10 protein-coding genes are annotated in these 13,149 nt (G+C 69.7%); 6 read left to right on the top strand and 4 right to left on the bottom strand.

The genetic code is table 11. The features are described 5' to 3' along the window. Positions 1–91: 91 nt before the first annotated feature. Together QLQ83_RS07215 and QLQ83_RS07210 are read right to left on the bottom strand one after the other, a co-directional pair. The gene (locus QLQ83_RS07215; RefSeq protein WP_282734837.1) at positions 92–3,154 is read right to left on the bottom strand and encodes an efflux RND transporter permease subunit; all 3,063 of its coding nucleotides are present in this window, start codon (positions 3,152–3,154) and stop codon (positions 92–94) included. Position 3,155: 1 nt separating this feature from the next. Then, entirely contained in the window at positions 3,156–4,286 is a 1,131-nt protein-coding gene (locus tag QLQ83_RS07210) for an efflux RND transporter periplasmic adaptor subunit (protein WP_282734836.1), read from the bottom strand. A gap of 250 nt (positions 4,287–4,536) precedes the next feature. Here QLQ83_RS07210 and QLQ83_RS07205 point away from each other — a divergent pair, with 250 nt between their 5' ends. Further along, positions 4,537–5,511 carry a malate dehydrogenase gene (locus QLQ83_RS07205; protein ID WP_282734835.1) on the top strand — a complete coding sequence of 325 codons (975 nt, stop codon included), beginning with the start codon at positions 4,537–4,539 and terminating at the stop codon, positions 5,509–5,511. Positions 5,512–5,663: 152 nt separating this feature from the next. Here the strand turns inward: QLQ83_RS07205 and QLQ83_RS07200 are convergent, their stop codons facing one another. Then, positions 5,664–6,320: a histidinol-phosphatase gene (locus QLQ83_RS07200; RefSeq protein WP_282734834.1), complete on the bottom strand. Its 657-nt coding sequence runs from the start codon at positions 6,318–6,320 to the stop codon at positions 5,664–5,666. A 201-nt stretch (positions 6,321–6,521) separates the two neighbouring features. Between QLQ83_RS07200 and QLQ83_RS07195 the strand changes: the two genes are divergently transcribed. Both QLQ83_RS07195 and ptsP read left to right on the top strand, forming a co-directional pair. Beyond that, positions 6,522–7,013 carry an RNA pyrophosphohydrolase gene (locus tag QLQ83_RS07195; protein ID WP_250060191.1) on the top strand — a complete coding sequence of 164 codons (492 nt, stop codon included), beginning with the start codon at positions 6,522–6,524 and terminating at the stop codon, positions 7,011–7,013. A gap of 95 nt (positions 7,014–7,108) precedes the next feature. Beyond that, positions 7,109–9,370, top strand: a complete 2,262-nt coding sequence (gene ptsP, locus QLQ83_RS07190) for a phosphoenolpyruvate--protein phosphotransferase (protein WP_282734968.1) — start codon at positions 7,109–7,111, stop codon at positions 9,368–9,370. A gap of 148 nt (positions 9,371–9,518) precedes the next feature. On the opposite strand, the gene QLQ83_RS07185 is transcribed toward ptsP, so the two are convergent. Further along, positions 9,519–10,295 (bottom strand): NRDE family protein, encoded by a 777-nt coding sequence (locus tag QLQ83_RS07185; RefSeq protein ID WP_282734833.1) that lies wholly within the window; start codon positions 10,293–10,295, stop codon positions 9,519–9,521. 105 nt (positions 10,296–10,400) lie between these two features. Between QLQ83_RS07185 and QLQ83_RS07180 the strand changes: the two genes are divergently transcribed. From QLQ83_RS07180 to lgt, 3 genes are read left to right on the top strand one after another with little or no spacing between them, the layout of a single operon-like run. Continuing rightward, complete coding sequence (locus tag QLQ83_RS07180; RefSeq protein ID WP_282734832.1) at positions 10,401–11,531, top strand: response regulator; 1,131 nt, start codon at positions 10,401–10,403, stop codon at positions 11,529–11,531. Continuing rightward, positions 11,528–12,322: a sulfite exporter TauE/SafE family protein gene (locus QLQ83_RS07175; protein ID WP_282734831.1), complete on the top strand. Its 795-nt coding sequence runs from the start codon at positions 11,528–11,530 to the stop codon at positions 12,320–12,322. Before QLQ83_RS07180 ends, QLQ83_RS07175 begins: the two co-directional genes overlap by 4 nt. 25 nt (positions 12,323–12,347) lie before the next feature. Further along, complete coding sequence (gene lgt / locus QLQ83_RS07170; RefSeq protein WP_282734830.1) at positions 12,348–13,136, top strand: prolipoprotein diacylglyceryl transferase; 789 nt, start codon at positions 12,348–12,350, stop codon at positions 13,134–13,136. Positions 13,137–13,149: the final 13 nt, after the last annotated feature.

The following is a 13,149-nucleotide window of genomic DNA, read 5'->3' as shown; positions in this document are numbered from 1 at the left end:
TCGTCATGATTCGCCCCATCGGCTCCCGAGGTCGATGGGGCGTTCTCGTTGCGGGTGCCGTATCCACCTGATGCGAGGCTGACGGCGCTGCCTAGAGCCGGCGGTCCAGTCGCGCGCCAAGCACCAGCATGCAGGGCGTGAGCAGCAGGGTCAGGCCGGTGGCGAAGGTCAGGCCGCCGGCGATGGCGCTGGAGAGCTGGGTCCACCACTGGGTCGAGGGGGCGCCCAGCCCCAGGCTCGGGGTGATCAGGTCGACGTTGACGCCCAGCACCATGGGCGCGAGGCCCAGCACCGTGGTCACGGCGGTGAGCAGCACCGGGCGCAGGCGCAGGCCGCCGGCCTCGAGGGCCGCCTCGCCGGGAGCGAGCCCGTCACCGCGCAGCTGGTTGTAAGTGTCGATCAGCACGATGTTGTTGTTCACCACGATGCCCGCCAGGGCGATGATGCCCATGCCCACCATGACGATGCCGAAGGGCTGGGCATTGGCGAGCAGGCCGAGCAGCACGCCGGCGGTGGAGAAGACGATGGCGGAGAGCACCAGCGCCGCCTGGTAGAGGCTGTTGAACTGGGTGACCAGGATCAGCGCCATCAGGCAGATCGCCACCAGGAAGGCCGTGGCCAGGAAGCGCATCGCCTCCTGCTGGTCCTCCTGCTCGCCGGCCACGTTCACCATCACCCCCTCGGGAGGCGCCTTGGCCGCCTCGAGCAGTGCCCGCAGCCGTTCGTCGGCGCTCTGGTCCGGTTCCACGTCGGCCTCCAGCGTGACGGCCCGGCGCCCGTCGATGCGGTGCAGGATACCCACCTTGGGGGCGGGCTCCAGCGAGACGAAGTGCGAGATCGGCACCTGCCCTCGCGTGGTGTTCAGCGTCAGGCGGCCCAGCTGGTCCAGCGAGCGGGCCCCCCGCGGCAGGCGCACCCGGATATCCACCTCGTCGTTGACGCCGGCGGGGCGGTAGCTCGCCACCTGCAGCCCGGTGGTGATCAGCTGCACGGCACTGCCTACGCTTGCCACGTCGGTGCCGAAGCGGGCGGCAGCCTCGCGGTCCACCTTCACCCGCCACTCCACGCCGGGCAGGCTGCGATTGTCCTCGATGTCGCGGAAGCCGCCCAGCTCGGTCATGGTCCGTCGCAGTTCGGTCACGGCCTGGTCGGCCAGGCCCGGCTCCTCGGCGCTGATTTCCAGCACGATGGGCTTGCCGCCGGCCGGCCCCATCTCCTGTTCGCGGAACTCCAGCTGGATACCCGGCAGATCGCGGGTGCGCTCGGCCATCTCGGCCAGGATCGCGCTGGCCGGGCGGCGCCGCTGCCAGTCGATCAGCTGGAACTGCAGTACCCCCACCACGTCGCCGCCGAGCTGCTGGTCGGGCACGGCGAAGGAGCGCGCATAGAGCGCCTGGACCTCGCTCATGCCGGCGAGCCGCGCCTCGACCCGTCGCACCACCGCATCGGTCTCGGCGGCGGAGAAGTCGCCCCGCGAGCGCACCAGCACCTGGGCGGTGTCGGGCTCGACGTTGGGGAAGAACTCGACGCCATGGTTGAAGCGGGCGTAGGCGGTATAGATCAGCGCCATCAGCAGCAGGGTGACCAGCAGGGTGAGGCCGGGCCGGGCGAGCAGGCGGGCCAGCAGGCCCCGGTAGAGCCGTCCGCCGGCGGTGACCAGCTCGGCATCCCGGGTGGCGCCGGCGCTGCGCACGCCGAAGACCCCGCCCAGGGTCGGCAGGAACACCAGCGCCATGGCCAGCGACGCCAGCAGGCAGAGGATCACCGTGATCGGCAGGTACTTCATGAACTGGCCCACCACGCCCGGCCAGAACAGCAACGGCACGAAGACCGCCAGGGTGGTGGCGGTGGAGGCGATCACCGGCCAGCTCATGCGCGTGGCGGCCCGGATCCAGGCCTCCCGGGGCGGCTGGCCCTGGCGCAGGTGGCGGTCGGCCAGCTCGCTGACCACGATGGCGCCGTCCACCAGCATGCCGGCGACCAGGATCAGCGCGAACATCACCACGATGTTGAGGGTGTAGCCGAGGGCCCAGATCAGCAGGATGCCGGTCAGGAAGGCCCCGGGGATGGTCAGGCCCACCATCAGCGCCGAGCGCAGGCCCATGGCGGCCAGGATTAGCACCAGCACCAGCACCACGGCGGTGACCACGTTGTTGAGCAGTTCCGAGAGGATGTCGCGCACGGTCTCGGACTGGTCGAGGATGGTGGTGATCTCCAACTCGTCGGGAATCAGGCCGGCCGCCTCGTCGAGCAGCCCCTGCACTTGCGCCACGGTGGCGATGATGTTGGCACCGGCGCGCTTGGAGATCTCCAGCACCAGGGCCGGCTGGTCGTCGATGCGGGCGAAGCCCTCCGGGTCCTTGAAGGTGGGGCGGATCCAGGCCACGTCGCCGAAGGTCACCACCCGGTCCCCGTCGATCTTCACCGGCATCGCCATGACGTCCTCGAGGCGCTCGATGATGCCCGGCACCTTGAGCGCCTGGCGTCCGGTCCCGGTGTCCAGGCTGCCCGCCGCCACCAGTCGGTTGTTGCGGCTGACCAGGTTGAACAGGGTGGTGAAGTCGACCCCGTAGCTGTCGAGCACCAGGGGGTCGACGACGATCTCCAGCAGGTCCTCGCGGTCGCCACCGATGTCCACCTCGAGCACTTCCGGGATGCCCTCGATCTCCTGCTGAAGGCGGCGTGCCACGGCCAGCCGCCGGTTCTCCTCCAGCGGCCCCGAGAGGCCGATGGAAAGCACCGGAAAGAGCGCCACGTTGACCTCCGTGACCCGCGGTTCGTCGGCCTCGGCGGGCAGCTCGGCGCGGGCGATGTCGACCTTCTCGCGCACGTCGGTCAGCGCCTGGTCGGGATCGAAGCCGGCATCGAACTCCAGGGTGACCGCGGCATGGCTCTCACTTGCCTGGGCGGTCATCTTGCGCAGTCCCTCGATGCTGCGCAGTTCCTGCTCCATGGGTCGCACCAGCAGGCGTTCGCCGTCCTCGGGACTGACCCCCTCCAGCGACATCGAGACATAGATGATGGGGATGGTGACGTCGGGATTGGCCTCCTTGGGGATCGCCTGCCAGGCGGCGAGCCCCGCCAGCAGCAGCGCGACCAGCAACAGCAGGGTGGTGCGCGAGCGATCCAGCGCCGCCTCGATCAGGGTGCGCATGTCAGCGCGCGTCCCCGGGCGCGTCCGGGCCGGCCTGCGTGCCAGCCTGCGGGGTAGCCGTCGCGACGGGGACGGCCTCCACCCGCTCGCCGGCCTCGACGAAGCCGCCGCCCAGGGTGATCAGCCGGATCCGCTCGGGCAGCCCGGCCACCCGGGCGGTTTCGGCATCCGCGCTGACCAGCTCGACCGGGGTGAGGCGCACCCGGTCGTCGTCGTCCAGGTGCTTCACCGCCAGCCGCCCGTCGCCATCGAGCTCGAGCAGGGCAGGGGAGAGGCGATGTACCCGGCGCTCGGGCAGGCGGATGACCAGGGTGGCGCTGGCACCGGCCAGGCGGCGTCCCTCGGGATTGGCCGCCGTCGCCTCGACGGGGAAGCTGCGGGTGCTGTCGTCGGCGCGGCTGGCGACGTGGCTCAGCTCGCCGGCAAGGCGGGTGCCGTCGAGCAGCTGGATCTCGGCGGGCAGTCCGAGCTCCAGCGACAGGGCATTCCGCTGGGGGGCCGCGGCGAGGGCCGTGAGGCGCGAGTCGTCGACCAGCCGGCCCCAGGCCTCGCCGACCTGGACCAGGTCGCCGAGCTCCACGTCGAGGCGGTCGAGCACCCCATCGAAGGGCGCCTCGGGGCGGGTGTCTTCGAGCTGGCGGCGCAGGGCGGCGACCTCCGCCAGGGCCCGGCTGACGCCGCTCTGCAGACGCAGGTAGTCGGGATTGGAGATCAGCTCACGACGGCGCAGGGAATCGGCGCCGGCCAGCTCGCCCCGCGCCAGGGCCAGTTCGGCCTCGGCCTGCTCGAGCCGGGCGGGAAGCTCCTCGCGGGCCAACGCCAGCAGCGTCTCGCCCCGGCTGACCCGCGCGCCCAGGGCGACGGGCAACGTCTCCACCCGGCCTGACTGCCGGGCACGCAGCTCCACCTCGCGGTGGGCCTCGAGCTGGCCCTGTAGCACCAGCCGCGGCGAGTGGGCCCGTGCCTGGCGCTCCACCACCTCGACCCGGGTCAGCGCCGGCCCCTCGGCCTCGTCGCCCTCGGGTGGGGTATCGCGGAACCCCTCGATGTCCCCGAGTGCCAGCCAGATCAGCAGCAGGCAGGCCAGCCCGATGGCGAGCAGGACGGAGAGCGGGGGGAGACGACGAGGCATGCGGACCTTCCCTGGTGCGGCGCGACGTTCGAGAACGGGGCCTGGCGGCCCGGGTCGACAGGCTGCCAGCATAGCGCAGGGGGTGCCGGGGTGTCGCCGGCGGTACCTGACCTAGCCGCAGGTCGAATTGAGTTTTGTGCAGTGCAGGCATACCATCTTGGCGGTTCGAATTCCGGCCAGGGCAGGCGGCATGCCGGCCCGGCTCATCCTCACGGCGACAACCCGCGCGTTGAAAACCCAAGGAGCCACCATGAAAGATCCCGTCCGTATTTCCATCACCGGCGCTGCCGGCCAGATCAGCTACTCGCTCGCCTTCCGCATCGCCTCCGGCGACATGCTGGGCAAGGACCAGCCGGTCATCCTGCAGCTGCTGGAGATTCCGCCGGCCATGGACGCCCTCAACGGCGTGGTGATGGAGCTCAACGACTGTGCCTTCCCGCTGCTCCAGGACATCGTCGCCACCGACGATGCCAATGTCGCCTTCAAGGATGCCGACTTCGCCCTGCTGGTCGGCGCCCGTCCGCGCGGACCGGGCATGGAGCGCAAGGACCTGCTGGAAGCCAATGCGGCGATCTTCTCCGTGCAGGGCAAGGCGCTCAACGACAACGCCAGCCGCGACGTGCGCGTGCTGGTGGTGGGCAACCCGGCCAACACCAATGCCCTGATCGCCTCCTGCAACGCGCCTGACCTGGATGCGGGCCAGTTCACCGCGATGATGCGCCTGGACCACAACCGCGCCAAGACCCAGCTGGCCCAGAAGACCGGCAAGCACGTCACCGACGTCGAGCAGATGATCGTCTGGGGTAACCACAGCGCGACCCAGTATCCCGACCTGGCCCACTGCAAGGTGGACGGCACCCCGGCCTTCGACCTGGTCGAGCGTGACTGGTACGAGAACGACTTCATCCCCACCGTGCAGCAGCGCGGTGCCGCGATCATCAAGGCGCGTGGTGCCTCCTCCGCGGCCTCGGCGGCCTCCGCGGCCATCGACCACATGCGCGACTGGGCGCTGGGTACCGATGAGGTGGTGAGCATGGGCATTCCCGCCGACGGCAGCTACGGCGTCGAGTCCGGCATCATGTATTCCTACCCGGTCGTCTGCAAGAACGGCAAGTACGAGATCGTCCAGGGCCTCGAGGTCGACGAGTTCAGCCGTGGCCGCATGAAGGCCACCGAGGACGAGCTGCGCGAGGAGCGCGCCGCCGTCGAGCATCTGCTGGGCTAAACCCCAGCGGTAAGCTGTAAGCGATAAGCGGTAAGAAAAAGCAACCCCGCTCGGGATGACCCTGAGCGGGGTTTTTTGTAGGGCCTCTTCCAGGAGCGAAGCGACGCGCTTCCAGCTTACGGCTTACAGCTCTGATCCGGACGAAGGCCGGATCAGTCCCTCAGGCTGATGATCTTCCAGCCGCGGGCCTCGGCGACCTCGCGCAGGCTGGGGTCGGGGTCCACCGCCACCGGATGGTCGACCTGCTCCAGCAGCACCAGGTCGTTGTGGGAGTCGCTGTAGAACCAGCTGTCGTCCAGGGTCAGGTCGCGGTCGGCGAGCCATGCCTCCAGGCGCTTGACCTTGCCCTCGCGATAGCTGGGGATGCCGGTGGCGCGTCCGGTGTAGCGACCGTCGACCACCTCGGGCTCCACGGCGATCAGCTCGTCGATGCCCAGGCGCTCGGCGATGGGGCCGGTGATGAAGCGGTTGGTGGCGGTGACGATCAGCAGGGTGTCGCCGCGGGTGCGGTGGCGGGCCACCAGCTCCTCGCCCCTGGGCAGGATGTGCGGCTCGATCTTGCTGGCCATGAACTGCTGGTGCCAGGCGGTGAGCTGCTCGGGGCTGTGCTCGGCGAGCGGGCGCAGCGCCACCTCCAGGAAGGCGTGGATGTCCAGGGTGCCGGCCTCGTAGTCGGCCAGGAAGCGGTCGTTGGCCTCGCGATAGGCCACCGGGTCCACGGCGCCCTGCTCCAGCAGGAACTCGCCCCAGGCATGGTCGCTGTCGGTCGACAGCAGGGTGTTGTCCAGGTCGAAGATGGCCAGGCTCACTGCATTCCCCTCTGGTGTTGATGGTCAAGAGCGTTTCAGGGTCGTGACAAGGTCGGCGATTATGGCAGAAGCGCCGTCGGGCTTCGAGCGCTGGGACGGCGCCGATGACGACGCATTCACGGCTTACGGCATGGTTGTATTGATGCCCTTTGCGGCCTTGTGGAAGAATGGCAGCAATACTGGATTCATAAGGTGAAGTCCGTGATCGACGCTGACGGCTTTCGCCCCAATGTTGGCATCATCATCGCCAACGAGCAGGGGCAGCTGCTTTGGGCGCGTCGGGTAGGACAGAATGCGTGGCAGTTTCCCCAGGGAGGCATCAAGGCTAGCGAGACTCCGCAACAGGCACTTTTTCGTGAGCTGCACGAGGAGATCGGCCTTACCGCCGACGACGTCGAGATCCTTGCCTGCACCCGGGGCTGGCTGCGCTACCGCCTGCCGCGACGCATGGTTCGTACCCACTCGAGGCCGGTATGCATCGGCCAGAAGCAGAAGTGGTTTCTGCTGAGGATTTGCTGCCAGGAGAGCCGGATCTGCATGGACATGTCCGGCAAGCCGGAATTCGACGGCTGGCGATGGGTCAGTTACTGGTACCCTCTGGGGCAGGTCGTGCCATTCAAGCGTGAGGTCTACCGCCGTGCCCTGCGCGAGCTGTCCCCTCGGGCACAGCGGCTGGCCCTCGGGCATGGATAAGCGCAGGGATGAGCGCCACGGATGATCCGAGGGCCTGATGGCCGCGCCATTCCTCAGCGAGGCGAGAGACAACCACGATGGAAAAGAAGACGCCGATGCTCGAGGTGTTGCGACGCATCATTCAGGAGGTCAACGGAGCCCGCAACCTGGAAGCGGCCCTGGCCACCATGGTGCGACGCATCCGCAAGGCGATGCGCACCGACGTGTGCTCCTTCTACCTGTTCGACGGGACGATCGACCGGCTGGTGCTGATGGAGACCATCGGCCTTCGCGCCCAGGCGGTGGGCCGGGTCAGCCTGGAGGTGGGCGAGGGCCTGGTGGGCCTGGTGGCCAAGCGCGAGGAGCCACTGAACCTGGAAGATGCCCAGGCCCATCCCCAGTTCCTCTACTTCGAGGCCACCGGCGAGGAGCGCTACTCGAGTTTCCTCGGCGTGCCGATCATCCACCAGCGCCGCATGCTGGGGGTGCTGGTGGTGCAGCAGTCCGAGAAGCGCCGCTTCGACGAGGAGGACGAGGCCTTCCTGGTCACCATGGCCGCCCAGCTGGCGGGCGTGCTGGCTCACGCCCTGGCAACGGGCGGGCTCAACCGGCCGAGCATGCCGGGGGGGCAGGCGCGCTTTACCGGCGTGGCGGCCTCGCCCGGCATGGCCATCGGCGAGGCGGTGGTGATCGCTGCCCCGGCGGACCTCAACAGCGTGCCGGACCTGATTCCCACCGACGTTGAGTACGAGATCGCCCGGCTCAAGGAGGCCATCGGCCGGGTGCGCGACGAGATCCGCGCCGCCGGTGAGCGCCTGGCCAGCCGCATCTCTGCCCAGGAGCTGGCGCTGTTCGACGTCTACCAGCAGATGCTCGGCGAGGCGGCACTCTCCCAGGAGGTCGAGAAGCGCATCCGCGAAGGCCAGTGGGCGCCTGGCGCCCTGGCCGACGTGGTGCGTCGTCATGTCCAGTACCTGGAACGGGTCGACGACAACTACCTCCGCGAGCGTGCCGCCGACGTCCGTGACCTGGGGCGGCGGGTGCTGGCCCACCTTCAGGAGGAGACCCCCCAGACCCCGGCGGTATATCCCGACAGCACCATCCTGGTGGGCGACGAGATCAGTGTGGCGATGCTCGGCGAGGTGCCCCGCGAAAAGCTGGCCGGGCTGGTCTCGGTGCGCGGTTCCAGCACGTCCCACGTGGCCATCGTCGCCCGGGCCATGGGAATCCCCACGGTCTCGGGGATGGTCGACCTGCCGCTGCCGCGTCTCGGCGGCAACCGGGTGGTGCTGGATGGTCACCGCGGGCGCCTCTTCGTGCGACCCACGCCGGAGCTCGAGAGCCACTACCAGAGCCTGATCGACGAGGAGCGGGCGCTGATGGAAGTGCTGGAGCACGAGCAGGATCTGCCCAGCCGCACTCCGGATGGCCATGACATGCCGCTCATGGTCAACACCGGCCTGGCGGTGGACGCCGTGGCCTCGCTCAAGTCGCGGATCGGCGGGGTGGGGCTCTACCGCACCGAAGTGCCCTTCATGATCACCGAGCGCTTCCCCGGCGAGCAGGAGCAGACCCGACTCTATCGTGACCAGCTCGAGAGCTTCGCCCCCTTGCCGGTGGTGATGCGCACCCTGGACATCGGCGGCGACAAGGACCTGCCCTACTTTCCCATCGAGGAGGCCAACCCCTTCCTGGGCTGGCGCGGCATCCGGGTCACCCTCGACCATCCCGAGGTGCTGATGGTGCAGCTGCGTGCCATGCTGCGCGCCTCCCAGGGGCTGGACAACCTGCAGGTGCTGTTGCCGATGGTCACCAACGTCGAGGAGGTCGACGATGCGCTGCGCCTGCTCGACCGCGCCATCCTCGAGCTCGGCGAAGAGGGAGTGCCGGTGAATCGGCCTCCGGTGGGGGTGATGCTGGAAGTGCCGGCGACCCTCTACCAGCTCGATGCCCTGGCCAGGCGGGTCGACTTCTTTTCGGTGGGCAGCAACGACCTGACCCAGTACCTGCTGGCGGTGGATCGCAACAATCCGCGCGTCGCCGAACTCTACGATGCCTGCCATCCCGCCGTCCTCTCGGCCATGGCCCGGCTCGCCGAGGATGCCCGGCGTCTGGATATGCCCACCTCGGTATGCGGTGAGATGGCCGGCGACCCCGCCGGGGCGCTGCTGCTGATGGGCATGGGCTTCGATGCCCTGTCGATGAACGCCCCCAGCCTGCCGCGGGTGAGGGCGGCGATCCGCCGGGTGCCCCTCGACAGCGCCCGCGAGCTGGTCGCGGAGACGCTCAGGCTCGACTCACCCGGTGAGGTGCGCCGCCATCTCGCTGAACGCCTCGGCGGCTGGGACCTTGCCCACCTGCTGCCGCCCCGCGATTGAGTGCCCCTTGCCTGGGAACGCCCTGCAGGAGCGCTGCTTGCAGCGCGAAGAGGGTGTCAGGAAGGCAACATAGAATCTCCCACGACAACCTGCCCGGTGGCTCAACACCTTGTAGGAGCGCTGCTTGCAGCGCGATGGGGTAGGGCTTCTACGGTTGGTTCAGTGACAGTTGCACCACGCTCTCCCCCAGCCTGACCCCTTCCGGCCCGAAGCGTCGCTCGCCGATCTCGACCCGTCCGTCACCGTGCCAGGCCAGCCAGGTGGAGGCGCGGGTGCCGTAGTCCCGTCCGACGATGAAGGGGGACGAGAGCCGGCGCTCCATCTCGAGTCCCACGCCGGTTTCCGGCAACTGGTCGTCTTCGGCGGGGTGGGGGTCGCCGAGCACGGCCAGGGCATCCTCGGGCCAGCGGCCATGGCGCAGGCTGGCGGCAAGCCCCTGGCGGGCGGCGATCAGCTTGGGCCAGGGAGTGTCCAGGCTGGCGTTGGAAAGGCCGTGCAGGCCCGGCGGGACCCGCCTCAGCCAAATGCCGTCGAGCCCCCGGTGGAGGTGCCAGAGCCTCTCCCCGTCACCGACCAGCAGGTTGAAGCCCGCGTAGTGGCGAGCGGCCCCGCCCGACAGTCGGTCCAGCCAGGCCGGCAGGTCGTCGCGCTCCAGCGCCTCGCGCACCAGCGCGCCGCGGCTGGGGGCCCCCGGCGGCACCTTGAGGCGCGGGTCGCGCACATTGGTGACGGCGGCGAAGCGGCCGCAGCGGTGCACCGCCAGCCAGGTGCCGCCGGCCTCCAGGTCGCGGCCGCCGAGGATCTCGGGGGCATCGTCCCAGGCGTCCAGCGGGGCGGCAGGACGGGCATGGAATTCGTCACGGTTGGCCACCAGGCGCAGCGGGCAGGCACTGCCGGGGCGATGGTCGAAGGCGATCAGGCACATGGGGCCAGCTTAGCCGGCCGGCCGGCCGGGGGGAAGGCGCCGTCATGACAGTCCCGGCCTGGCCGCGTACACTCTGTTCACCATCGTGCTTGCACAGGGATGACAATGCAGGACGACATTCGCCTGGACCGCATCTGGTCGCGCCTGGTCTGGCCGATCCTCTGGCCGGTGCTGCTCGCTCAGGCCACTCTGGTGGTGCTCTGCCTGGTGGTCGGGGTCATGCTGTGGTCGATGATGCCCTCCCACGCCTCCTGGGGCGCCACCTTCTGGTTGCTGCTGGCGCTGCTGCTGGGCAGCAGCCTGAACGTGGCGGTCTTCCTGACGCTGCTGCGACAGCGCCTGCGCGGCATCCAGCGCGAGGTCAACGACGCCCTTGCCGGCATCGAGGCCTGGCTGGCCCGCCATCATCGTCCCCAGCCCGGCGACAAGCAGCCGCTCCCCAGGCGCCTGGCGATCATTTCCGAAACCTGCGAGGCGCTGCTCGCGGGCTGGCAGTGCGACCTCGAGGAGAGCCGAGCCGCCGAGCGTCGCCTGGCCGGCGACCTCCAGGCCCGCCGCGGCCAGATCGAGCGGTTGGAGGCCGGACGGGTGCGGGCCCGCGAGGAGTCGCGCCTCAAGTCCGGCTATCTCGCCCACCTGCAGCAGTCGCTGGCCCCGCTGATGAGCTCGCTCTCCGAGGTGCTCGAGAGCGATGCCCTTCGCCAGTGCGGCAGCGACCGTGACCATGCGGCGCTGCTGGCGCTGCGCGAGCGCCTGGCCGACGCGGTGGTGCTGCTGGAGAACCTCGGCGAGTCCACCGGCACGTCCGCGGCGCCTCCCCAGCCGCTCTCCTCCGGGAAGGGGCGGGTGCTGATCGTCGATGATGGCCCGGTGAACCTGACCCTGGCACGCCAGGTGCTGGAGCGCCAGGGGCTCGATGTCGAGACGGCCACCAGCGGCGAGGAGGCCCTGTCCCGGCTGGAGGGTGTCCCCTTCGACCTGGTGCTGATGGACATCTTCATGCCCGGCATGGACGGCGTGGAGACCAGCCGACACTGGCGGGACCGGGAGGCCGACGGGCCAGCCCGCCAGCGCAGCATCCTGGTGGCGCTGACCGCCAACGCCAGCGACGAGGATCGCCGCCGCTTTCGCCAGGCTGGCATGGACGACTACCTGGCCAAGCCCTATCGTCCCCAGGCGCTGGTCGACCTGGTGCGGCGCTGGCTGCCCGCCTCCCCGGCGCTCGGCTCGGCATGAGCCTGCTGGCAAGCCTGGCGGGCTACCTGGTCCTGGGCATGCTGGCCGGCACCATGGCAGGCCTGTATGGCGTGGGCGGCGGCCTGATCATCGTGCCGGCCCTGACGCTGGCCTTCGGGCTGCAGGACGTGGCGCCGGAGGTGATCATGCACCTGGCGGTGGGCACGTCGCTGGCCACCATCGTGGTCACCGGGGCCTCCTCGGCCTGGGGACACTACCGTCGCGGCAGCATCCGCCGCGACTGGTTCCTGGCCCTGCTGCCGGGCCTGATGCTCGGCGCGGTCGCCGGGGTCTTCGTCGCCGGCAGCCTCTCCGGTGGGCACCTGGGGACCCTGTTCGGCCTCTTCGTGATCCTGGTGGCCCTGAAGATGGCGCTGGGGCGTGGCCCCCGACCCGGCAGCGTGGCGCCCGAGCGTGCCGTGATGGGCCTGGCGGGCGCGGTGATCGGCGGCGTCTCGGCGCTCTTCGGCATCGGCGGCGGCACCCTCAGCGTGCCCTGGCTGTCGCGCTGCGGGGCCACCATGACCCAGGCCGTGGGCACCTCCTCGGCCTGCGGGCTGCCCATCGCACTGTTCGGCGCGGCCACCTTCGTGGTAGTGGGGTGGGGCAACACGCTGCTGCCCGCCGGGGCCATCGGTTTCGTGATGCTGCCCGCGTTCTTCGGTATCGTGCTGGCCAGCGTGCCCTTCGCGCGTCTCGGCGTCCTGCTGGCCCATCGCCTCTCGGCCCGGACGCTGCGCCTCTCCTTCGCCGCCCTGCTGACGGCAGTGGGGCTCAAGTTCCTTCTCTGATCCTCCAGTCACTCAAAGGCCTTCCATGCTGAGCTATCCCGACATCGACCCCGTGGCCATCTCCCTCGGTCCCTTCCAGGTCCACTGGTATGGCCTGATGTACGTCGTCGGCTTCGTCGCCGCCTGGTGGCTGGGGCGCCAGCGGGCCCAGCGCATCGGCCTGACCCGGGACGACGTGGGCGACCTGCTGTTCTATGCCGCCATCGGCGTGGTGGTCGGTGGCCGGCTCGGCTATGCGCTCTTCTATGGTCTGCCCCAGTGGTTCGCCGACCCGCTCTGGATCTTCCGCGTCTGGGACGGCGGCATGAGCTTCCACGGCGGCCTGGTCGGCGTCCTGCTCGCGGCCCTGTGGTTCGCCAGGAAGAAGGGGCTCGCCTTCATCAGCCTGACCGACTTCGTCGCGCCCCTGGTGCCCATCGGCCTGGGGGCGGGGCGCATCGGCAACTTCATCAACCACGAGCTGCCCGGCCGCGTCACCGGGCTGCCCTGGGGCATGCCCTTTCCCGGCATGGGCCCCGAGCCGCGCCATCCCTCGTCCCTCTACGAGGCGCTGCTGGAGGGGGTGGTGCTCTTCGTGGTGCTCTGGTGGGTCTCGGCACGCCCGCAGCGTCGCGGCCTGGTCTCGGGGCTGTTCCTCGTGCTCTACGGCGCCTTCCGCTTCCTGGTGGAATTCGTGCGCCTGCCGGATGCCCATATCGGCTACCTGGCCTTCGGCTGGGTGACCATGGGCATGCTGCTGACCCTGCCGATGATCGCCGTCGGACTCGCCCTGATCGCCTGGTCGCGTCGCCAGGCGGTGGATGTCAGGGTGTAGCGCGTGGCATCGA

It is taken from the genome of Halomonas rhizosphaerae (assembly GCF_030010555.1).
Lineage (GTDB): Bacteria > Pseudomonadota > Gammaproteobacteria > Pseudomonadales > Halomonadaceae > Halomonas > Halomonas rhizosphaerae.
Note: the sequence above shows the minus strand (reverse complement) of the source record. Positions and strands in the feature narration are given on the sequence as shown.

Bases quoted from the DNA above. Each gene is read 5' to 3' on its own strand.
- QLQ83_RS07175 (WP_282734831.1), top strand. From the start codon at position 11,528: ATGAGCCTGCTGGCAAGCCTGGCGGGCTACCTGGTCCTGGGCATGCTG.
- QLQ83_RS07210 (WP_282734836.1), bottom strand. From the start codon at position 4,286: ATGCCTCGTCGTCTCCCCCCGCTCTCCGTCCTGCTCGCCATCGGGCTG.
- lgt (WP_282734830.1), top strand. From the start codon at position 12,348: ATGCTGAGCTATCCCGACATCGACCCCGTGGCCATCTCCCTCGGTCCC.
- QLQ83_RS07215 (WP_282734837.1), bottom strand. From the start codon at position 3,154: ATGCGCACCCTGATCGAGGCGGCGCTGGATCGCTCGCGCACCACCCTG.
- QLQ83_RS07180 (WP_282734832.1), top strand. From the start codon at position 10,401: ATGCAGGACGACATTCGCCTGGACCGCATCTGGTCGCGCCTGGTCTGG.
- QLQ83_RS07205 (WP_282734835.1), top strand. From the start codon at position 4,537: ATGAAAGATCCCGTCCGTATTTCCATCACCGGCGCTGCCGGCCAGATC.
- QLQ83_RS07185 (WP_282734833.1), bottom strand. From the start codon at position 10,295: ATGTGCCTGATCGCCTTCGACCATCGCCCCGGCAGTGCCTGCCCGCTG.
- ptsP (WP_282734968.1), top strand. From the start codon at position 7,109: ATGCTCGAGGTGTTGCGACGCATCATTCAGGAGGTCAACGGAGCCCGC.